General features: G+C 71.2%; 17 protein-coding genes. 12 read left to right on the top strand and 5 right to left on the bottom strand.

Annotated features, from left to right (window positions below; translation table 11 throughout):
• Positions 1 to 193: 193 nt before the first annotated feature.
• A complete protein-coding gene (locus CVS47_RS12440) occupies positions 194 to 1,666 on the top strand; it encodes an XRE family transcriptional regulator (RefSeq protein ID WP_127097353.1) in 1,473 nt (490 codons plus the stop codon).
• 168 nt (positions 1,667 to 1,834) lie between these two features.
• Here CVS47_RS12440 and CVS47_RS12435 read toward each other — a convergent pair whose 3' ends face one another.
• Positions 1,835 to 3,358, bottom strand: a complete 1,524-nt coding sequence (locus tag CVS47_RS12435) for a PucR family transcriptional regulator (RefSeq protein WP_127096364.1) — start codon at positions 3,356 to 3,358, stop codon at positions 1,835 to 1,837.
• Between the two features lie 110 nt (positions 3,359 to 3,468).
• Between CVS47_RS12435 and gabT the strand changes: the two genes are divergently transcribed.
• From gabT to CVS47_RS12410, 5 genes are all read left to right on the top strand, one after another.
• Entirely contained in the window at positions 3,469 to 4,827 is a 1,359-nt protein-coding gene (gene gabT, locus CVS47_RS12430) for a 4-aminobutyrate--2-oxoglutarate transaminase (RefSeq protein WP_127096363.1), read from the top strand.
• A 140-nt stretch (positions 4,828 to 4,967) separates the two neighbouring features.
• Positions 4,968 to 6,347, top strand: coding sequence for a flavin monoamine oxidase family protein (locus CVS47_RS12425; RefSeq protein ID WP_127096362.1), 1,380 nt, complete (start codon positions 4,968 to 4,970; stop codon positions 6,345 to 6,347).
• Positions 6,344 to 7,252 carry a universal stress protein gene (locus CVS47_RS12420; RefSeq protein ID WP_127096361.1) on the top strand — a complete coding sequence of 303 codons (909 nt, stop codon included), beginning with the start codon at positions 6,344 to 6,346 and terminating at the stop codon, positions 7,250 to 7,252. The genes CVS47_RS12425 and CVS47_RS12420 overlap by 4 nt, the downstream gene beginning before the upstream one ends.
• Positions 7,249 to 8,808, top strand: a complete 1,560-nt coding sequence (locus CVS47_RS12415) for an APC family permease (protein ID WP_127096360.1) — start codon at positions 7,249 to 7,251, stop codon at positions 8,806 to 8,808. The genes CVS47_RS12420 and CVS47_RS12415 overlap by 4 nt, the downstream gene beginning before the upstream one ends.
• A gap of 41 nt (positions 8,809 to 8,849) precedes the next feature.
• Positions 8,850 to 10,220 carry an NAD-dependent succinate-semialdehyde dehydrogenase gene (locus CVS47_RS12410; RefSeq protein ID WP_127096359.1) on the top strand — a complete coding sequence of 457 codons (1,371 nt, stop codon included), beginning with the start codon at positions 8,850 to 8,852 and terminating at the stop codon, positions 10,218 to 10,220.
• A gap of 61 nt (positions 10,221 to 10,281) precedes the next feature.
• Here the strand turns inward: CVS47_RS12410 and ald are convergent, their stop codons facing one another.
• Positions 10,282 to 11,403 (bottom strand): alanine dehydrogenase, encoded by a 1,122-nt coding sequence (gene ald, locus CVS47_RS12405; protein ID WP_127096358.1) that lies wholly within the window; start codon positions 11,401 to 11,403, stop codon positions 10,282 to 10,284.
• A 132-nt stretch (positions 11,404 to 11,535) separates the two neighbouring features.
• Between ald and CVS47_RS12400 the strand changes: the two genes are divergently transcribed.
• From CVS47_RS12400 to CVS47_RS12380, 5 genes are all read left to right on the top strand, one after another.
• Positions 11,536 to 12,018 carry an Lrp/AsnC family transcriptional regulator gene (locus tag CVS47_RS12400; RefSeq protein ID WP_241240145.1) on the top strand — a complete coding sequence of 161 codons (483 nt, stop codon included), beginning with the start codon at positions 11,536 to 11,538 and terminating at the stop codon, positions 12,016 to 12,018.
• A 190-nt stretch (positions 12,019 to 12,208) separates the two neighbouring features.
• Positions 12,209 to 13,153, top strand: a complete 945-nt coding sequence (locus CVS47_RS12395) for a transporter substrate-binding domain-containing protein (RefSeq protein ID WP_127096356.1) — start codon at positions 12,209 to 12,211, stop codon at positions 13,151 to 13,153.
• A 71-nt stretch (positions 13,154 to 13,224) separates the two neighbouring features.
• Positions 13,225 to 13,833, top strand: a complete 609-nt coding sequence (locus tag CVS47_RS12390; protein ID WP_127096355.1) for an SDR family NAD(P)-dependent oxidoreductase — start codon at positions 13,225 to 13,227, stop codon at positions 13,831 to 13,833.
• A 30-nt stretch (positions 13,834 to 13,863) separates the two neighbouring features.
• Positions 13,864 to 14,874: an amino acid ABC transporter permease gene (locus CVS47_RS12385; protein ID WP_206502626.1), complete on the top strand. Its 1,011-nt coding sequence runs from the start codon at positions 13,864 to 13,866 to the stop codon at positions 14,872 to 14,874.
• Positions 14,871 to 15,668 (top strand): amino acid ABC transporter ATP-binding protein, encoded by a 798-nt coding sequence (locus CVS47_RS12380; protein ID WP_127096353.1) that lies wholly within the window; start codon positions 14,871 to 14,873, stop codon positions 15,666 to 15,668. The genes CVS47_RS12385 and CVS47_RS12380 overlap by 4 nt, the downstream gene beginning before the upstream one ends.
• A 26-nt stretch (positions 15,669 to 15,694) precedes the next feature.
• Here the strand turns inward: CVS47_RS12380 and CVS47_RS12375 are convergent, their stop codons facing one another.
• Together CVS47_RS12375 and CVS47_RS12370 are read right to left on the bottom strand one after the other, a co-directional pair.
• Positions 15,695 to 16,492, bottom strand: coding sequence for an IclR family transcriptional regulator domain-containing protein (locus tag CVS47_RS12375; RefSeq protein ID WP_127096352.1), 798 nt, complete (start codon positions 16,490 to 16,492; stop codon positions 15,695 to 15,697).
• 54 nt (positions 16,493 to 16,546) lie between these two features.
• Positions 16,547 to 17,311, bottom strand: a complete 765-nt coding sequence (locus CVS47_RS12370; RefSeq protein WP_127096351.1) for an SDR family NAD(P)-dependent oxidoreductase — start codon at positions 17,309 to 17,311, stop codon at positions 16,547 to 16,549.
• Between the two features lie 153 nt (positions 17,312 to 17,464).
• On the opposite strand from CVS47_RS12370, the gene CVS47_RS12365 reads away from it, so the two are divergent.
• Entirely contained in the window at positions 17,465 to 19,177 is a 1,713-nt protein-coding gene (locus tag CVS47_RS12365) for an FAD-dependent oxidoreductase (protein WP_127096350.1), read from the top strand.
• A 102-nt stretch (positions 19,178 to 19,279) separates the two neighbouring features.
• Here the strand turns inward: CVS47_RS12365 and CVS47_RS12360 are convergent, their stop codons facing one another.
• Positions 19,280 to 20,437 (bottom strand): NAD(P)/FAD-dependent oxidoreductase, encoded by a 1,158-nt coding sequence (locus CVS47_RS12360; RefSeq protein ID WP_127096349.1) that lies wholly within the window; start codon positions 20,435 to 20,437, stop codon positions 19,280 to 19,282.
• Positions 20,438 to 20,452 lie beyond the last annotated feature (15 nt).

Genomic DNA, 20,452 nt, shown 5'->3' with positions numbered 1-20,452 from the left:
GGTGTCGGCGCCGTGTGCCGGCGTGTGGCGCGGCGTCGGTGCCTGAGTCATCGATGGGTGCCGATGCAGATGCGTCCGGGTCGCGGATGCGGGTTCTGTCCCCACTGTGGGTGAAACATCACTGTCGAATTGGTCGGAGAGCGTGTGAAGATAAGCCCTATTTCTGTTCTGGTGACAGAATCGGCGAATGAGCATGGTCACGGACGGTCTGTCGCGGTTCGAGGGCGGCGACGATCAGGATGTGGACTCACTGACGATCGGCCGACGTGTCCGGCAGCTGCGCACCGAACGCGGCATGACGCTGGAGGAGCTGGCGGATGCCGTCGGCCGGGCTCCGAGTCAGCTCTCGATGATCGAGAACGGCCGCCGCGAGGCGAAGCTCACGCTGCTGCAGGCGATCGCACGCGCCCTCGGGTCCGGACTCGACGCGCTCCTGCAGTCCGCTCCGCTCGACGAGCGCTCGACGCTCGAGATCGGCGTCGAGCGCGCGATGCGCGGTCAGACGTTCCAGGCGCTGGGCATCGCACCGTTCCGGGTCGGCAAGTCCGTGCCCGACGAGGCGCTGCGCGCGATGCTGGCCCTGCAGGACGAGATCGAGCGCCTCCGCGACGAGCGAGCCGCCACCCCCGAGGAGGCGCGGCGGGCGAACGTCGCCCTGCGGCGCCTGATGCGCAGTCAGGACAACCACTTCCCCGAGCTCGAGGCTCAGGCCCGCGACCTCCTGGCCTCGGTGGATCACCCGGGCGGACCGCTCACGCAGCGCACAGCATCCGACATCGCCGCCCACCTCGGATTCACGCTGCACTACGTCCCCGATCTGCCCCACACGACCCGCAGCGTCGCCGACCTGAAGAACGGGCGGCTGTACCTCTCGAGCCGGCTGACCGCAAAGGGCGACCCGCGCACGGCGGTGCTGCAGGCGCTGTCGAGCCGCATCCTCGGGCACGCCGAGCCGCGCAGCTACGCGGAGTTCCTGCGTCAGCGCGTCGAGACGAACTACCTCACCGCTGCGCTGCTCGTCCCCGAGGCGCACGCGGTGCCGTTCCTGCAGGATGCCAAGTCGTCCCGCGCGATCTCGATCGAGGACCTCCGCGACGCCTACTCCGTCTCGTACGAGACCGCCGCGCACCGCTTCACCAATCTGGCGACGGTGCATCTCGGCATCCCGGTGCACTTCTTGAAGGTGCACGAATCGGGCACGATCACGAAGTCGTACGAGAACGACGACGTCAACTTCCCGACCGACCGGCTGGGCTCCAGCGAGGGGCAGATGTGCTGCCGCAGGTGGACGAGCCGCGTCGTCTTCGACGTCGACGACAAGTTCAACCCGTACTACCAGTACACCGACACCGGCAACGGCACGTACTGGTGCACCGCACGGGTGGAGTCCTCGAGCGAGGGCGACCATTCGGTGAGCGTCGGGGTGCGCTTCGACGACACGAAGTGGTTCCTCGGGCGCGACACCCCGCACCGCGGCGTCTCACGGCACGCGGTCGAGGTGTGCTGCCGTCAGGCGCCGCCCGAGCTCGAGGCCGCCTGGCGCGAGGCGTCGTGGCCGAACGTGCGGACGCCGCGCACGCTGCTCGCCACCCTCCCCACCGGCGCCTTCCCCGGCGTGGACACGACCGACATGTACGAGTTCCTCGAGGCCCACGCCCCGCGGTAGGGGTCGTCGGTGCTGGTCGGCCGTCCGCGAAACGTCGCAACACGCTGTGCCGCAGCGACGGGGTGCGGCGTGTTGCGACGTCTCGGCGAGGCGAATACGGCCGCGGCAGGCACCGCAGGCACCGGCAGGTACCGGCAGGCAGCGGAAGGCCGCGGAGGGCAGCGGAGGTCAGGACCCGCCGAGCACGCGCAGGGCCGCCCACAGCTCGGCGCGGGTGGCGAAGGAGCGGAGGTCGCGCGCCAGCACGCGCTCCGCGAGGGCGAGACGGGTGCGCACGGTGTGGCGGTGCACGCCGAGGGCCCGGGCGGTCGCCTCGTGCGAGCAGTCGTTGTCGAGCCAGGCGCGGAGGGTGGCGACCAGGTCGGTCTTCTCCTGCTCGTCGTGCGCGGTGAGCGGGGCGAGCTCGGCGGTGGCGAGCACCTGCGCCTCGCCGGTCAGCGCCGAGAGCACGCCGGAGCCGGCCACCTCGCCGAACAGGGTGAGCGCGCCGGTCCCGCGGTCGCGCGCGATGCGCGCCTGCTCGACGGCGCCCGCGAGGCCGTCGTACCCGGCCGGATCGGAGACGCCGATGCGGGCGCCGAAGCGCTCGGCCGCCTCCTCCACCGCGCGGAGGTCGCCGGCCGGCACCACGAGCACGAGGCCGTCGTCGGTCCGTCCGAAGAAGAGGGAGCCGCGCTGCTCCTCGGCGCGCAGCTCCAGGAGCTCGGCGAGTCCCTCGGAGCGGCCGGCCGCGGCATCCGTCAGCGCCACGGTGACCGGAGCCGCCGGCAGCGGCCCCCACACGTCGCGCGAGATGCGCCGGGCGAGGGTCGGATCGCCGGTCAGCAGCGACTCGAGCAGTCCCGAGCGCAGCGCGCCGCGTGCGCGGCTCAGACCCTGCTGCTGCTCGAAGGCGAGCCCGGCCATCGCGATCACCGCGGTCACGACGCCGCGACCCTCCTGGTCGAGCTCCGCGGCGGCGATCGCCAGCACGCCGCGGAGATGTCCGCCCCGCCCGAGCGTCTGCAGCGTGAACGGGCGCGGACCGATCCGCAGCGACGAGGCGGCGCGGGCTCCCCGGCGCAGCACCGTCGACACCTCGGCGCGGAGCGCCCGCTCGTCGGACTCGTCGAGGATGCGGGACGGATGCTCGCGCACGAGCTCCCCGGCGGCGTCGAACAGTCCCACCCAGGTGTCGAGCTGCCGGGCGAGCTCGGCGAGGGTGGCGCCGAGTCCGTCGGGGCGAAGGGCCGCCAGGGCGATCGCGCGCTGCGCGGCGAGGGCCCAGCCGCGGCGCGCATAGGACTGCGCCGCGATCGCCTCGGCGTTGGCGCGGGCCACGGCGATGAAGGGCGTGCGGTACGGCACCTCGAACAGCGGCATGCCCTCGTCGCGGCAGGCCGCGGCGAGGTCGGGCGGCACGCCGTCGCGCACAACCTCGGTGCCGAAGCCGAGGCCGGTCACCCCGCGCCCGGCGAGACGGGCGACGTACTCCGCGGCGGAGGTCGCCCCGGCGCCGGCGAACTGCGTGCCCGTGGTGAGCAGCACGAGTCCCTCGGACAGGAAGGGGGTCGGGTCGGCGAGGTCGCTGCTGTGCACCCAGCGCACGGGGCGGTCCAGCGCCTCCTCGGGTGAGCCGGGGGTCAGGATCAGGCGCAGGTCGGCGCGCGAGAGCAGGGCGCGCAGCGTCGGGGCGTCGGCCGTGGCATCCATCGTTCGTCCTCCGCTCGGCCGCCAATCATGTACGGGACGTACATGCATCGCTCCAGAATGTACAGCAGGGCAGGTGCACGTCCCGGCCGCGCCCGCATACGCTCCGGATCATGAGCGCACTCGACACCCTCACCGCGCCGCCGGTCGGCGGCCCCACGCTCGCACAGGAGCGCCGCCTCGTCACGGCCATCCCCGGCCCCCGCTCCGAGGAGCTCCTCGCCCGCAAGTCCGCCGCCGTCGCGGCCGGCGTCGGGCACACCGTCCCCATCCACGCGGTCGCCGCGGGCGGCGGCGTCGTCGTCGACGCCGACGGCAACTCGCTCATCGACCTCGGGTCCGGCATCGCCGTGACCACGGTGGGCAACGCCCACCCGAAGATCGTCGAGGCCGTGCAGGCACAGGTCGCGCAGTTCACGCACACCTGCTTCATGATCTCGCCGTACGAGTCGTACGTCGAGGTCGCCGAGGCGCTCAACCGCGTCACCCCGGGCGACCACGAGAAGAAGACGGCGCTGTTCAACTCCGGCGCCGAGGCCGTCGAGAACGCGATCAAGGTCGCCCGCAAGTACACCCAGCGCCAGGCGGTCGTCGCCTTCGACCACGCCTACCACGGCCGCACGAACCTGACGATGGCGCTGACGGCGAAGGCCATGCCCTACAAGAGCGGCTTCGGCCCGTTCGCCTCCGAGATCTACCGCGTGCCCGCGTCCTACCCGTACCGCGACGGACTCAGCGGACCGGATGCTGCGAAGAAGGCCATCTCGCTCATCGAGAAGCAGATCGGCGCCGACAACCTCGCCGCCGTGATCATCGAGCCCATCCAGGGCGAGGGCGGCTTCATCGTCCCCGCCGACGGCTTCCTGCCCGCGGTCGCCGACTGGTGCCGTGCGAACGGCGTCGTCTTCATCGCCGACGAGGTGCAGACGGGCTTCGCCCGCACCGGCGCGATGTTCGCCAGCGAGCTGTTCGGCGTCGTCCCCGACCTCGTCACCACCGCCAAGGGCATCGCCGGCGGTCTGCCGCTGGCCGCGGTCACCGGCCGCGCCGAGATCATGGACGCCTCGCACACCGGCGGCCTGGGCGGCACGTACGGCGGCAACCCCATCGCCTGCGCGGCGGCCGTCGCCGCCATCGACGTGTTCGAGGGCGAGAACCTCGCCGCGCGCGCCGTCGAGGTGGGCCGGATGCTGGCCGACCGGCTGACCGCGATGCAGCAGGGCGACCCGCGCATCGGCGACATCCGCGGTCGCGGTGCCATGATGGCCGCCGAGTTCGTCGACCCCGCGACGGGCGAGCCGGACGCGGCGCTCACCGGCGCGGTCGCGAAGGCCTGCATCGCGCAGGGCGTCATCGTCCTGACGTGCGGCACCTACGGCAACGTCATCCGCTTCCTGCCGCCGCTGTCGATCCCCGACGCGCTCCTGGCCGAGGCTCTGGACGTCGTGGCCGACGCGCTCGCCGCGGCCTGATCCGCGCATCCTGATCCGCCCGCCCGGGGGCATGTCCCACTTCCTGCACAACACGCCGGGGGGTTGTGCAGGAAGTGGGACATGAGAGCCCGACCCGCGGGGACACCGACCGATAGCCTCACGAAGAAGTAAAGGGAACCATGACTGAGATCACCCGTGACGTCGTCATCATCGGAGCCGGCGCCGCCGGACTCACCGCCGCCAACGAGCTGAAGAAGGCCGGGCTGTCCGTCGCCGTGCTCGAGGCGCGCGACCGCGTCGGCGGGCGCCTGCACACCGACGAGATCGAGGGCGCGATGCTCGAGATCGGCGGCCAGTGGGTGTCGCCCGACCAGGACGCGCTCATCGATGCCGTGGCCGAGCTGGGGCTCGAGACCTTCAGCCGCTACCGCGACGGCGACAGCGTCTACGTCGGACCCGACGGGCAGTCGCACCGCTTCACCGGCGAGATGTTCCCGGTGTCGCCCGAGACCGAGAAGGTGATCGCCGAGATCACCGAGCGCCTCGACGCGATGGTCGCCGAGATCGATCCCGACCGTCCGTGGGCGCACGAGAAGGCCAAGGAGTGGGACAGCGTCACCTGGGACGCCTGGCTGCGCACGCAGACCGACGACGACGAGGCGGTGCGCAACCTCGCCTTCGCAACCGGTTCGGCGATGCTCACCAAGCCCACGCACACCTTCTCGCTGCTGCAGTCGCTGCTGATGGCCGCGTCCGCCGGCTCCTACTCCCACCTCGTCGACGCCGACTTCATCCTCGACAAGCGTGTCGTCGGCGGACTCCAGCAGGTGCCTCTCCTCCTCGCCGAGCGCCTGGGAGACGACGTCTACCTCGAGCAGCCCGTGCGCACGCTGCGATGGGATACCGCGGCTTCCGGCGCCGCATCCGAAGGGGTGGTCGCGATCGCCGACGGCATGACCGTCCGCGCACGCTGGGCCATCCTCGCGGTGCCGCCGGTGCTGTACACGCGCATCTCGTTCGAGCCGCCGATGCCGCGCCTGCACCACCAGATGCACCAGCACATCTCGATGGGCTTCGTCATCAAGGTGCACGCGGTCTACGACACGCCCTTCTGGCGCGAGCAGGGCCAGTCCGGCACCGCCTTCAGCCCCTACGAGATCGTGCACGAGGCGTACGACAACTCCAACCACGGCGACCCCCGCGGCATCCTCGTCGGCTTCGTCGCCGACCAGAACGCCGATGACGTGTTCCGCCTCAGCCCCGAGGAGCGCCGCGAGCGCATCCTGCGGTCGCTCTCGCACTACTACGGCGACGCGGCCATGAGCCCGTCGGTGTACTACGAGAGCGACTGGGGCGTGGAGGAGTGGACGCGCGGCGCCTACGCCGCGAGCTTCGACATGGGCGGTCTGCACCGCTACGGCGGCGACATGCGCACGCCCGTCGGGCCCATGCGCTTCGCCTGCAGCGACATCGCCGGCGCCGGCTACCAGCACGTCGACGGCGCCATCCGCATGGGGCGCCTCGCCGCCTCCGAGATCCTCGCCGAGGCGCGGGCGTGACCCGGCCCGTCGTCGTCGGCTACACCGCGACGACGGGTGGCGCGGACGCCGCCGCCCTCGGCAGCCGGCTGGCCGCGGCATCCGGTTCGGCACTCCACCTCGTGGTGGTGCTCCCGGCGGACGAGCGCAGCGTGATCACCCCGCCGGACGCCGGCTACGACCGCTACCTGCGCGATCAGGCGTCCACCTGGCTGCGCGAGGGCGAAGAGCTGCTGCCGGCATCGGTCGAGCGGTCCTCGCGGGTCCGCTACGCCGAATCGTTCGCGGAGGGCCTCATCGCCTACGCCGACGAGATCGGCGCCGCGCACATCGTCATCGGGGCAGGCGGGGGCGGTCTGCGCGGACGCCACCGCCTGGGCTCGGTAGCCCAGGAGCTGCTGCACTCCTCCGACGTGCCGGTCGCCCTCGCCCCCGACGGCGCGCGCGACGTCGACTCCGCGGTCGGCATCACCCGTCTCACTGCGGCTGTGGGCACGCGCCCCGGTGCCGAGGCGCTCTTCGAGGAGACCATCGACCTCGCCACCGCGATCGGCGCCCGGGTGCGGCTGCTGTCGCTCGTGACGGTCGACCTGCCCGCCTCGGTGGACACCGGCGTCATCCGCGTCGCGGGCGCCGCGCACGCCGACGAGGTGCTCGCCGAGGCGCGCTCCGCGCTGCCCGTCGGACTCGAGGCCACGGCGATCGTCGCGCGCGGCGCGTCGATCGAGGACGCCGTGTCGCACCTCGACTGGGAGCCGGGCGAGATCGCGATCGTCGGCTCGAGCCGGCTGGCCCGGCCCCGCCGCCTCTTCCTGGGCTCGACCGCGGCCAAGATGCTGCACGAGCTCCCCGTGCCGATGATCGTCGTACCCCGCACGCGCAAGAAGAGCTCGAAGAAGAGCAAGAAGGGCGGCGCACGCCGATGAACGCTTCCGAGGGCTCCGCCGCACCGGCCGCCGCCGTCGACACCGAGACGGGCGGCCTGTCGAAGAAGGGCCTCAGCGCCGGCACGGTCGGTCTGATCGGCGCCGTGGTGATCGGCATCTCCTGCATCGCCCCCGCGTACACCTTCACCGCGGCCATCGGCCCGACGGTCGGCGCCGTCGGCGTCCAGGTGCCGGCGATCATCCTCGTGGGCTTCATCCCGATGCTGCTGGTGGCCTTCGGCTACCGCGAGCTCAACAACCGGATGCCGGACTCGGGCACGTCGTTCACCTGGGCCGCGCGCGCTTTCGGCCCCTGGATCGGCTGGATGGCCGGCTGGGGCCTGGTGGCGGCAACGGTGATCGTCCTGTCGAATCTCGCGGGCATCGCGGTGGACTTCCTCTTCCTCCTCATCTCGCAGCTGACGAACAACCCCGGGATCGCCGACCTCGCTGGCGTGATCTGGATCAACATCGCGGTCTGTCTGCTGTTCGTGCTCGGGGCGACCTACGTGTCGTACCGCGACGTGCAGACCACCCAGAAGCTGCAGTACTTCCTGGTCGGGTTCCAGATCATCGTCCTGCTGCTGTTCGCGATCGTCGCCATCGTGCAGGTGAACACCGGCAACGCGTTCGACGCGACGCCGTTCGACTGGTCGTGGTTCAACCCGTTCGCCGTGACGTCGTTCAGTTCGTTCGCGGCCGGGCTCTCACTGTCCATCTTCATCTTCTGGGGATGGGACGTCACCCTGACGATGAACGAGGAGACGAAGGACCCGGAGAAGACCCCCGGTCGCGCCGCCACCATCACCGTCGTCACGATCGTCGCCCTCTACCTGCTGCTCGCGATCTCGATGATCATGTTCGCCGGCATCGGCGACGGCGAGTTCGGCCTGGGCAACCCCGACATCCAGGACAACGCGTTCTTCGCGCTGGCCGGCCCCATCCTCGGACCCCTGGCCGCCCTCGTCTCGCTCGCGGTGCTCACCTCCTCGGCCTCGTCGCTGCAGTCGACCTTCGTCGGGCCGGCGCGCACGCTGCTGGCCATGGGGCACTACGGCGCGCTTCCGCCGCGGTTCGCCGCCGTCAGCCCGCGGTTCTTCACCCCGGGCTTCGCGACGATCGTGTCCGCCGCCGTCGCGGCCGGCTTCTACGCGGTCATGCGGGTCGTGAGCACGAACGTGCTCTCCGACACGATCCTCACCCTCGGGATCATGATCTGCTTCTACTACGGACTCACCGCGTTCGCGTGCGTCTGGTACTTCCGCAAGCAGTGGTTCGACTCCGTGCGCAACGTCTTCTTCACGTTCCTCTTCCCGCTCATCGGCGGTGTCATCCTGGCCGTGCTGTTCGTGACGACGCTCATCGACAGCATGAACCCGGAGTACGGCAGCGGCTCGGCGATCGGCGGCGTCGGCCTCGTCTTCATCCTCGGCGTGACGATCATCGTCGTCGGCATCGCGATCATGATCTGGCAGGCCATCGCGCGCCCCGCCTTCTTCCGCGGTCGGACGCTCGCCGTCGACGCGCCCGCCAGCCTGCGCCGCACCCGCCGGTGACGGCAGAGTAGACCCCACCACCCCAACCGATCGGAGCAGACATGAGCGACTACGCCGTCGTCAACCCCGCCACCGGCCAGACCCTGGCCACCTACCCGACGCTCGCCGACGCGGACGTGGACGGCCGGATCGAGGCAGCGGATGCCGCGTTCCGCATCTGGCGCGCGACCCCCGTCTCCGAGCGGGCCGCCCTCGTGCGTCGCGCGGCGGAGCTCCACCGCGAGCGCCGCGACGAGCTCGCGGAGATCATCGTCCGCGAGATGGGCAAGCCGCTGGCCGCCGCCATCGGCGAAGTCGACTTCGCCGCCGACATCACCGAGTTCTATGCCGACCATGCGGAGGAGATCACCCGCGACCGCCCCCTCGACATCCTGGGGGAGGGCACCGCGGTCATCCGCCGCGCGCCGCTCGGGGTGCTGCTGGGCATCATGCCGTGGAACTTCCCGTACTACCAGGTCGCCCGCTTCGCCGCCCCGAACCTCGTGCTCGGCAACACGATCCTCCTCAAGCACGCACCGCAGTGCCCTGAGTCCTCGGCGGCCATCGAGGACATCTACCGCGACGCCGGCCTCCCCGTCGGCGCGTACACGAACCTCTACGCCACGAACGAGCAGGCGGCGGTCATCATCGCCGACCCGCGCGTGCAGGGCGTCTCGGTGACCGGGTCGGAGCGCGCGGGTGCCGCGGTGGCGGAGATCGCCGGCCGCCACCTCAAGAAGGTCGCGCTGGAGCTCGGCGGGTCCGATCCGTTCATCCTGCTGTCCACCGACGACCTCGACGGCACCGTGCAGTCCGCCGTGGACGCGCGTCTGGACAACAACGGCCAGTCCTGCAACGCGGCCAAGCGCTTCGTCGTGATCGACGACCTGTACGAGCCGTTCGTCGAGAGGTTCGTCGCCGCGATGGGCGGCGCCACGGTCGGCGACCCGATGGCCGATGACACCGTGATCGGTCCGCTCTCGTCCGAGCTCGCCGCGGAGCGCCTGCAGGAGCAGGTCGACCGCGCCGTGGCGCAGGGCGCCACCGTACTCGTGGGCGGCACGCGCGAGGGCACATACTTCCCGGGGACGGTGCTCGCCGACGTCACGCCGGAGATGGACGCCTACCAGGAGGAGTTCTTCGGCCCCGTCGGCGTCGTCTACCGCGTCGCCGACGAGGACGCGGCGATCACCCTCGCCAACGACACCGGCTTCGGGCTCGGCTCGTACATCTTCACGACCGACGAGGAGCAGGCCGAGCGCGTGGCCGACCGCATCGAGGCCGGCATGGTCTACGTGAACCTCGTCCTCGCCGACTCGCCCGAGCTGCCCTTCGGCGGCGTGAAGCGCAGCGGCACCGGCCGTGAGATGGGTCTCCTGGCAGCCGACGAGTTCGTCAACAAGAAGCTCGTGCGCGTCGGCCCGCGGAGCTGACAGCCCAGTGAGGGGCGGATGCCGCGGCATCCGCCCCTCACTTGTGCCCGGGTGAGAGGGCTCAGGCCGCCAGAAGCACGTCGGCCGTGCGCGTGTGCGCGAGCGAGAGCGCCTCGCCGACGCCCGCGTTGGTCAGGACGCCGTCGTGCGTGCTGAGGCCCGCGGCCAGCGCCGCGTCCTCGGTCAGCGCGCGGCGCCAGCCCTTGTCGGCCAGGGCGAGCACGTACGGCGCCGTGGCGTTCGTGAGCGCCCGGGTGGAGGTCTCCGGCACGGCGCCGGGCATGTTGCCGACGCAGTAGAACAGCGTGTCGTGGACGGCGAACGTCGGGTCGTCGTGGGTCGTCGCGTGCGAGCCCTCGAAGCAGCCGCCCTGATCGATGGCGATGTCCACGAGCACGGAGCCCGGCTTCATCCGCGCCACCATCTCGTCGGTGACGAGCTTCGGCGCGGCGGCCCCGGGGATGAGCACGGAGCCCACGACGAGGTCGGCGTCGGCGAGCTGATCGGCGATCTCGAGGTACGACGAGTGCCGCGTCTGGATCAGGCCGCCGAACTGGTTCTCGAGCTGTCGCAGGCGCGGGAGCGACACGTCGATGACGGTCACGTCGGCGCCGAACCCGACGGCGTTGTGCGCGGCGTTCTCCCCGGCCACGCCGCCGCCGATGATCACGACCTTCGCCTTGCGGGTGCCCGGGACGCCGCCCAGGAGCGTGCCCCGGCCGCCCGCGGGCCGCATGAGGTTGTACGCGCCGACCTGGATCGAGAGGCGTCCGGCCACTTCGCTCATCGGCGCCAGCAGCGGCAGGCTGCGGTCGGGCAGCTGCACGGTCTCGTAGGCGATCGCGGTGGTGCCGGCATCCAGCAGAGCCCGGGTGCACGGCGCGGACGCGGCCAGGTGCAGGTAGGTGAACAGCACCTGATCGCGGCGCATGCGGCCGTACTCCGCGGCGATGGGCTCCTTGACCTTGAGCAGCAGGTCTCCACGCGCCCACACCTCGTCGGCGTCCGGCAGCATCTCGGCCCCGGCGGCGCGGAAGTCGTCGTCGGTGATGCGCGATCCCTCTCCGGCGCCGGTCTCGATGAAGACCTCGTGCCCGCGGCGGCGCAGCGCATCCACGATGGCGGGCGTCACCGCCACCCGGTCCTCGTTGTTCTTGATCTCTGCGGGAATGCCAACCCTCATGCGTCGTCCTCTCTCGATTGCTGTCAGTGTGAAGGAACGGTGATCAGCGCTCAGCATCGGTGAAGGATCTTCGCCCGATCGGGCAGAATCAACGTATCGCTTCGGGAAGGAAGGTGTCTGATGTCCAATTCGATGAAGAATCGACAGGCTGCCGCGATCGACGACACGGATCGGACGATCATCGCCGCCGTCACCGCCGACGCGCGCATGACCAACAGCGAGCTCGCCGCCGCCGTGGGCATCGCGCCGTCCACCGCGCACGGGCGCCTCCGGGCGCTCGTCGAGCGCGGGCTGATCTCAGGGTTCACCGCCAGCATCGACCAGGCGCAGCTGGGCCGGGGGCTGCAGGCCCTCGTGGGCGTGACCTTGCGTCCGGGGGCGCGGCAGGCGAGCATCATCGACTTCGCCGACCACGCGCGCGGCTTCGACGAGGTCGTCCAGGTCTTCTTCCTCGGTGGCGTCGACGACTTCATGGTGCATGTCGCGGTCGCCGACTCGTCCTCGCTCCGTCGCTTCGTCGTGGAGCACATCTCCGGCCACGACCGCGTCGCCTCCACGCGGACGAACATCATCTTCGACTACCACCGCAACGCGGTCGTCTCCTCCTTCCGCTGATCGCGGGGGAGTGCGCGCCGCCCTGGGCGGCGCTCCACGCGCGTGCGCCCGGTCTCGAGTTCGCATCGGTGCTCATTCGCAGTTGACACGTCCGAACGCATAGTGAACACTCGTGCGTAGAACGAACAACTGTCCATACCGCGAACGTCGGGCCCATCCGGCTCGCCCCGTCCCACCCCAGGAGCCCCCGATGAAGACACCCTCGCCGTTCCGCCGCAGTCTCCTGGGTCTGGCTGCGGTCACCGCCGCCACCCTCACGCTCGCCGGCTGCGCCGGCGGCTCCGACGCCCCCGCCGGCGGGGCATCCGCGGGAGGCGATGTCGAGGTCGCCGGCGTCAGCATCGCGAAGGACGCGGACATCGCCGCGATGGTCCCCGAGGACGTCGCGTCCAGCGGCACGCTGACGGCGATCCAGTTCGACAACGCGCCGGCCGACACGTTCCTCGACGAGAACGACGAGCTCGCGGGGTGGGGGCCCGACCTCGGACGTGCCGTCGCCGCCGTCCTCGGGCTGTCCTTCGAGGCCGAGGTCTCCGGAGCGTTCGACACCTTCATCCCCGGCATCCAGAACGGCCGCTACGACACGTCGTGGGCGTCGATCATCGTCACCCAGGAGCGTCTCGACGTCGTCGACATCGTCGCCGTGCACGAGAGCACGACCGGCGTCATCACGCGCGACGGCGCGGGCCTCACGATCTCCGCCCCGGAGGATCTGTGCGGGCTGCGCATCGGCGCCCTGGCCGGCTCGGCCTTCCTCATCCAGATCGAGGAGATCCAGAGCCTGTGTCAGAGTGCCGGCAAGGAGGCGCCGACCATCGACTCGTTCCCGCAGCAGGCGGCCGCCCAGCTGGCGGTCACCTCCGACCGCATCGACGCGTTCATGACCGCGAAGGGCCAGCTCAGCTGGCTCCTGCGCGACGGCAGCGGCGTCGAGGGCTTCGAGATCCAGCCGCTCGACTACCAGCCGAACCTCGAGGGCATCGCCGTCGGCAAGGACTCCGGCATGACCGAGGCCATCACCGCCGCGATGAACAAGCTCATCGACGACGGGTCGTACGAGAAGATCCTCGCCACGTGGGACATCGACTTCGGCCTCGTCGACAAGGCCGAGGCGAACCCCGCGGCATCTCAGTAAGCCAGGCCTGCCCTCGCCGCGCTCCGGCGTCCGTTCGACCGGACGCCGGAGCGCGCAGGGCTGAGGGAACCATGAACCCACTCGATCTGACCGGACGCACGGCGCTCGTGATCCGCGCCGGCGGCGACCTCGGCCGCGCCGGTGCCCGCATGCTGGCCGAGCGGGGGGCCCGCGTCGTCGTGACCGACGGCGACGGAGAGGCTCTCGAGGCCGGCTTCGGCCACGACGACCGCTTCACCCTCCGCACCGCCTGCGCGTGCGATGCCGACGCCCTCGGCGCGGTGGCCCTGGAGTTCCCCGAGGTGGAGGTGCTCGTGCACTGCGCGAGCGCCTCGCCGCGCGACACGGGGGAGTGCTGGGAGGCCATCCGCATCTTCGCCCCCGCCATGACGGCACGGGGCCGCGGGTCGATCATCGCCGTCGGCCGGGCCGCCGACGACGAGCCGGACGCGCTGACGAACCTCACGGCGCTCGACCGCCTCGTCGGACGCCTCGCGCCCGACCTCCAGGAGCACGGGGTGCGGGTGAACACCCTCCGCCCCGACGACCAGGGTCTCGACGACGCCCTGGCGTTCCTCGCCTCCGACCGGTCCTGCCACGTGACCGGATCGTCGCTCGAAATCGACGGTGGATGGTCGGCGATGACGTCGCTCACCGTTCCGGCCGCTCCCCGCGCCTGACCAGATCCCCCCACGAAGAGGACTCCGATGATGACGAACGATTCTCCGCCGCCGCGGGATGCGGAGCGGGGTCCGCTGACCGCCACCCTGCAGATCGGCCGGCGCGACACCGCCAAGACGGTCCGCATCTCGGACTCGCGGCGGATGTGGGGGAAAATCGGCGGCTGGGTGCTGCGCATCGTCGTGGTGCTGATCGTCCTCGACATCGTCTCGAAGTTCCTCACCGCCGACGCGATGAAGTGGGACACCGTCTGGTTCTACCTCTTCAACCAGAAGGTGCTCAACGGCGTCGTCCTCACCCTGGTGCTCACAGCCGTCGCGATGATCCTGGGCTGCCTGATCGGCCTGATCCTCGCCCTCATGAAGATCTCGCGCAGCCTGCTGCTGAACGTGGCGGCGGACGGCTACATCTGGATCTTCCGCGGCACTCCGCTGCTCGTGCAGCTGCTGTTCTGGTACAACCTCGCCAGCTTCCTCCCGAGCCTGTCGATCGGCATCCCGTTCGGCCCGCAGTTCCTGGAGGTCGACACCAACTCCGTGATCACCTCCATGGTCGCCGCGATGCTCGGCCTCGGGTTGAACGAGGGCGCGTACATGTCGGAGATCATCCGCGCCGGCATCCAGTCGGTCGATCACGGCCAGAGCGAGGCGGCCGCCGCGCTCGGCATGTCGCGTCGTCGCGCGATGAGCCGTGTGGTGCTCCCCCAGGCGATGCGGGTCATCGTGCCGCCGACCGGCAACCAGGTCATCTCGATGCTGAAGGGCACCAGCCTCGTGAGCATCGTCGCCATCAGCGAGCTGCTGTACACGGTGCAGGTCATCTACGCCCGCACGTTCGAGACGATCCCGCTGCTGGTCGTCGCCTGCATCTGGTACCTGTTCCTGACCTCCGTGCTCTCCATCGGGCAGCACTACATCGAGAAGTACTACGCCAAGGGCGCCAGCCGCACCGTGCCCGACACCTATCTGACCAAGCTCAAGAAGCTCATGTCGCGGACCGGCCACTCCAGCTACGTCCCCAGAAAGGAGCCGGTGGAATGACGCGCACCGCGCCCATCGTCCAGCTCGAGGCGATCTCCAAGCACTACGGCCCGCTCCAGGTGCTCGACGCGGTCGAGCTCGAGGTGTTCCCGGCCGAGGTCGTCTGCATCATCGGACCCTCCGGATCGGGCAAGAGCACCCTTCTGCGATGCGTCAACCACCTCGAGCGCCCCGACGGCGGCGTCGTGCGCCTCAACGGCGAGATCGTCGGCGTGCGGGAGTCGCGTGGTCAGCTGGTCGAGGTCGCACCGGCCGAACTCGCTCGGCAGCGGACCGAGATCGGCATGGTCTTCCAGAGCTTCAACCTCTTCGGCCACATGACGGTGCTCGAGAACATCATCGAGGCGCCCATCCAGGTGCTGGGCACCCCGCGGGCGGAGGCGAAGGCCCACGCCCGGCAGCTGCTCGAATGGGTGCGCCTGGAGGGCAAGGAGGACACCTACCCGCGGCAGCTGTCCGGCGGGCAGCAGCAGCGCGCGGCCATCGCCCGTGCCCTGGCGATGCGGCCCAAGGTGATGCTCTTCGACGAGCCCACCTCCGCGCTCGACCCGGAGACGGTCGGGGAGGTGCTGTCGGTGATGCGGCGGCTCGCCTCCGAAGGACTCACGATGATCGTCGTCACGCACGAGATCGACTTCGCCCGTGAGGTCGCCGACCGCGTCGCCTTCATGGACGGGGGCCGCATCGTCGAGATGGGGCCGCCCGAGCAGGTGCTGGATGCCCCGACGCAGGAGCGCACGAGGAAGTTCCTCTCGCGCATCCTCAACACCCGGGCGGACGCGACCGAAGCCTGACGGCAGCGCCGGTCAGCCGTGACGCGTCAGCGCTGCTGACCCATCAGCGCGATGTCCGAGCCGATCTGGCGCGTGGTCTCGAGCAGGAGCGGCAGGCACTGCTCCACCAGCTCGTCGACCGAGACGCGGGAGGTCGACACGGTGATGTTCACCGCGCTGATGTACGCGCCCGTGCGGCTGTCGACGACGGGAGCGGCGATCGAGCGGGCGCCGAGGTCGAGCTCCTGGTTGTTGACCGCCCAGCCCTGCGCGCGCACCTCGGCGATGCGCTCGCGCAGCTCGCCTTCGTCGGTGACGGTGAGCGGAGTGAATTTCTCCCGCGGGTACACGCGAAAGAACTCGTCGAGCTCGTCGGGCGGCATGGCCGACAGCAGCACCCGCCCGGTGGACGTGCAGAAGGCGGGGATGCGTCGGCCGATGCTCACGCGGAGGGGCATGACCGAGTCGGCGGCCGCCCGGGCGACGTAGACGATGTCGCCGTCGTCGTACTCGCAGGCCGAGCACGATTCGCCGATGCGCGCGGACAGGCGGCGCAGGTGGTCCTGCGTCACGTCCACGCTCGACGAGGAGGAGAGGAACGCGTAGCCGAGGTCGAGCACCCGCGGCCGCAGGTAGAAGCGGTTCTGCTGCATCCCGACGTAGCCGAGCGTCTCGAGAGTCAGGAGGGATCGACGCGCGGAGGCGCGGCTGAGTCCCGCGATCTTGGCGACGTCGGCCAGGGTGAGCATGGTGCGTTCGTCGGAGAACGCACGGATGACCGCGAGACCGCGAGCGAGGGACTGGACGAACTCACCGGAGGGCTGATGGGGCTCTCTGGCTTGCATGGCGGGGCTCCCTCGACCGGCGGACGTCGTGCGTGATCGTCCTCACCTTACTCATCACCTGATATATGAGGCGCCATTGATGTCCAGGGTCGCTCCGCTCAGGTGGCGCACGCGACCGGACGCCAGCAGGGAGACGAGCTCGGCGATCTCCTCCGGCGGGACCATCTCGCCCATGGCCAGCGCCCGCAGGAACTCCTCCCGGCCGCCCCGGTCGGCGCTCGCCGTCGCCGACATCCCTGTGTCCACCGCGCCGGGCGCGATCAGGTACGCCAGCACGTTGCGGTCGGCGTGGGTGCGGGCGATCGTCTTGATCGCGGCGGCGGTCGCCGCCTTCGATGCGGCGTACGCGACGAGGTTGGCGTGACCGCTGCCGCGTTGAGTCACCCAGCTGCTGAGCCCGACGATGGTGCCGCCGTCGTGCCCCGCGAAGTGCGCCAGTGCCCGGCGGATGAGCGTCAGCTGGCTGAGCGTGTTGACCTGCAGCGCCTGCTCCATGACGGCCTGCCAGCGCTCGTCGGTGTCGTCGAGCTCGATGCGGGGCATGATGGCCGCGTTCAGGACGACGACGTCGATGCGGCCCGCCCAGGTCTCCGCCTGCTCCCACAGCCGGCCCGCGCCCGCCGGATCGGCGAGGTCGGCCTGCACCACGTGGGCTCTGTCGGACGGGAAGGATGCCACGGCCCGGCGTGCGCCGTCGGGGTTCGTGTTCGCGTGCGCGATCACGCGGGCGCCCGTCGAGGCGAGCCGCTGCACGATGGCCAGCCCGATGCCGCTGGAGGCGCCGGTCACGAGGATGGTGCGGTCGGCGAGATCGGTCATGGCGTGCCTCCGGCTGCGGCGACGGAGGCGCAGACTCCGTGTGGTGAAGTGGTCGTCAGGTGTGGACGCTCATCAGCTTAGACGGTATGTTCGTTTAGCGACCAGTCGTTCGTATGGTGAACACTCTCAGGCCGCGCGAGACGAGGAGCGAGCATGAGGATAACGTCCCCGGGCATCGGATCGCCCGAGGAGTCGGGAGCGATGAGCTTCGACGGCCGCGACGTGCCCGTCCGTGCGACCGACACCATCGCCTCGGCCATGCTCGCCGCCGGCGAGCGGGGCAACCGCGAGGACGGAGCCGGGGGACTGCGCGGCGTCTGGTGCGGGATGGGCGTGTGCCACGAGTGCACGGTCCGCGTCGATGGCGGGGGAGGCTCCCTCGCGTGCGTCACGCCCGCCCGCCCGGGACAGGTCATCGAGACCCAGCCCGTCAAGCGCCGTGCGCCGGAGCCGCCCGAGGCACCGCGCCCCGAGTCGGAGATCGCCCCCGACGTGCTCGTCATCGGCGCCGGTCCTGCGGGCCTCGCCGCCGCGACGGAGCTGGCCGTGCACGGCCTCGACGTGCTCGTCACCGATGACCGCACCAAGCTGGGCGGTCAGTACTACAAGCAGCCCGATCCCGCCTTCGCGCTCGACGAGACGCGGCTAGACGGCCAGTACGTCGCCGGTCGCCGGCTCATCGACGCCGCGAAGGACGCGGGGGTCCGGATGCTGCTCGGCACGACCGTGTGGGCCGCCTTCGATGCCGACCGCTTCCTGGCGCGCTCGGCGGCGGAGCGATGGGTCATCCGCCCCCGCCGCGTGATCATCGCCACCGGCGCGTACGAGCGCGGGGTGCCGATCCCCGGCTGGACGCTGCCGGGCGTCATGACCACGGGCGCCGGGCAGTCGCTGCTGCGCTCGCAGCAGGTCGCGCCCGGGAGCCGGGTGCTCATCGCGGGCAACGGTCCTCTCAACATCCAGCTCGCAGCCGAGCTCGCGCGCGCCGGGGTGCGGGTGGTGGCGCTGGTGGAGGCCGCGCGGATGCTCTCGCCCCTCCGTGCCGCCGCCGGCCTGAGGATGACCCGCAACGCTCCCGCGCTGACCGCCGACGGCATCCGCTACCTCGCCTCCCTCGCCGCGCGCCGCGTGCCGATCATCACGGGCGCGGTCGTGGAGCGGATGGACGGCGACGTCCGGGACGGGGTGTCGAGCGCGACCGTGGCCGCGGTCGACGCCGACGGCCGCGCGCACGGGCGGCGCCGCCGGTTCGACGTCGACGCCGTCTGCCTGGGCTACGGCTTCCTGCCGAGCAACGACCTCGCCCGCGGGCTCGGCGCCCGGCACGACTTCGACGCCGTACGGGGGACACTCGTGACGGCGACCGACGAGACGGGGCGCACCTCGATTCCCACCGTGTGGTCGATCGGGGACGCGGCCGGCGTGCGCGGCGCGAAGTTCGCCCAGGCCGAGGGCCTTCTGGCCGCGGAGGCCGTGGCGGCCGATCTCGCCGGCCGGCCCACGCGCACCGATGCCGAACACGTACGGGCGGCCCGGCGCCATCTCGCCTTCCAGCGCGGCGTGAACGCGCTTTTCGCCGCCCCCGTGCTCACCGATCAGCTCGCCGAGCCCGACACCGTGGTGTGCCGCTGCGAGGGCACCTGCCACGGCGACATCGTCACGGCCATGACCGATCGCACGTCGGCTCCGGGCTCCGTGAAGCGCATCACGCGCGCGGGGATGGGGAAGTGCCAGGGCCGCTACTGCGGACCCGTCCTGACGGACATGCAGGCGCGCCTCACCGGTGTCCCCGCCGCGGAGCGGTCGGGCTTCGCCCCCCAGGCGCCCGTCAAGCCGGTGCCGATCGGCGACGTCGCCGCCTCCTGAGCGCCGCCGCCTGAACGCCGCCGCCTCCTGAGCGCCGCGACGGGCTGGACGCCGCGACGGCAGAAGAGCGAGCCGTGTCGGCGGCCGCGCCCGTTCCCGGGATCAGAACCGATCGGGCGCGAAGGGCGTGAGGTCGCGGCCCGGGTCGCGCTCCAGCACCAGATCGGTCAGCACCCGGCCCATGAGCGGCGCCGCGGTGAAGCCCATGTAGGGGTAGAAGCCCAGGATGACGCGCGGTCGTCCCGGCACGGCGCCGATGATCGGGCTGTGATCGGGGGTGCCGTTGCCGATGCCGACCCACGTGCGCAGCAGCGAGATGTCGGCGATCGACGGCGCGATGCGCACGGCCATGGCGAGGTTCGCCCGGAGCGACTCGGGGTTCACCACCCACTCGCCTGCGGCGTTCTGCCGCGCCGGCCACCCGCCGCCGATGAGCAGCGTCCCGGCCTTCGCCTGCTTGAAGGTGAGCTTGCCGCCCGCGTAGTAGACGAGGTGCGAGACCATCGGCTCCATGCGCTCCGTGACGCTGACCTGGACCGCGCCGCTGGAGATCGGCAGATCGATGCCGAAGTGGCGCGCGAGCGCGGGCATGCCGTCGCCGCCCGCGAGCACGACCGTGCGCGCGGCGACCTCACCGCGCGGCGTGCGGAGGTAGTGCAGGCCGCCCTCTTCGCGGAAGCCCTCGACCGGCGAACCGGCGCGCAGCACCGCACCCCGATCGGTCGCCCGCTGCGCGAAGGCCGGCGCCACCAGCAGGGGGTTGGCCTTCCCCTCGATGGGGCAGAGCTCGCCGCCCACGGCGTCGGTGGTGAGCCAGGGGGCGAGCTCGCGGATCTCGCTCGCCGAGAGCATGCGGCTGTCGATGCCGGCGCTGTTCTCGATGGCGACTTTGCGCTCGATGGCCGGGAGCTGCGCGGGGTCGTCGGCCACCAGGATGCCGCCGCGCTTGGCGACCTCGAGATCCGTGCCGAGCTCGTCGCTCAGGCCGTCCCAGATCTCGAGCGAATCGGCGAGGAAGCGCAGAGCGGGGATCCACGCGCGCGCCCACTCCTCGCCCTCCTCCAGGAAGGGCTCGTGCTGGATCTGGCCGTGCAGGCTGCCGGCGTTGCGACCGGATGCCTCGGTGTTGAGGTCATGGCGTTCGAGCACGACCACCGACGCCCCGGCCATGGCCAGGTTGTACGCCGTGGCGCAGCCGCTCGCGCCGCCGCCGACGACGGCCACGTCGAACACCTCGACATCCGACTTCCGGTTTGACATGCTTACATCGTATCC

The sequence above is a fragment of the Microbacterium lemovicicum genome, from assembly GCF_003991875.1.
Lineage (GTDB): Bacteria > Actinomycetota > Actinomycetes > Actinomycetales > Microbacteriaceae > Microbacterium > Microbacterium lemovicicum.
This window is presented reverse-complemented; position numbering and strand designations above follow the sequence as displayed.

Coding starts and splice junctions, on each gene's coding strand:
- CVS47_RS12440 (WP_127097353.1), top strand. CDS start 194: ATGGTCACGGACGGTCTGTCGCGGTTCGAGGGCGGCGACGATCAGGAT.
- gabT (WP_127096363.1), top strand. CDS start 3,469: ATGAGCGCACTCGACACCCTCACCGCGCCGCCGGTCGGCGGCCCCACG.
- ald (WP_127096358.1), bottom strand. CDS start 11,403: ATGAGGGTTGGCATTCCCGCAGAGATCAAGAACAACGAGGACCGGGTG.
- CVS47_RS12410 (WP_127096359.1), top strand. CDS start 8,850: ATGAGCGACTACGCCGTCGTCAACCCCGCCACCGGCCAGACCCTGGCC.
- CVS47_RS12380 (WP_127096353.1), top strand. CDS start 14,871: ATGACGCGCACCGCGCCCATCGTCCAGCTCGAGGCGATCTCCAAGCAC.
- CVS47_RS12435 (WP_127096364.1), bottom strand. CDS start 3,358: ATGGATGCCACGGCCGACGCCCCGACGCTGCGCGCCCTGCTCTCGCGC.
- CVS47_RS12370 (WP_127096351.1), bottom strand. CDS start 17,311: ATGACCGATCTCGCCGACCGCACCATCCTCGTGACCGGCGCCTCCAGC.
- CVS47_RS12425 (WP_127096362.1), top strand. CDS start 4,968: ATGACTGAGATCACCCGTGACGTCGTCATCATCGGAGCCGGCGCCGCC.
- CVS47_RS12375 (WP_127096352.1), bottom strand. CDS start 16,492: ATGCAAGCCAGAGAGCCCCATCAGCCCTCCGGTGAGTTCGTCCAGTCC.
- CVS47_RS12400 (WP_241240145.1), top strand. CDS start 11,536: ATGAAGAATCGACAGGCTGCCGCGATCGACGACACGGATCGGACGATC.
- CVS47_RS12385 (WP_206502626.1), top strand. CDS start 13,864: ATGACGAACGATTCTCCGCCGCCGCGGGATGCGGAGCGGGGTCCGCTG.
- CVS47_RS12365 (WP_127096350.1), top strand. CDS start 17,465: ATGAGGATAACGTCCCCGGGCATCGGATCGCCCGAGGAGTCGGGAGCG.
- CVS47_RS12395 (WP_127096356.1), top strand. CDS start 12,209: ATGAAGACACCCTCGCCGTTCCGCCGCAGTCTCCTGGGTCTGGCTGCG.
- CVS47_RS12390 (WP_127096355.1), top strand. CDS start 13,225: ATGAACCCACTCGATCTGACCGGACGCACGGCGCTCGTGATCCGCGCC.
- CVS47_RS12360 (WP_127096349.1), bottom strand. CDS start 20,437: ATGTCAAACCGGAAGTCGGATGTCGAGGTGTTCGACGTGGCCGTCGTC.
- CVS47_RS12415 (WP_127096360.1), top strand. CDS start 7,249: ATGAACGCTTCCGAGGGCTCCGCCGCACCGGCCGCCGCCGTCGACACC.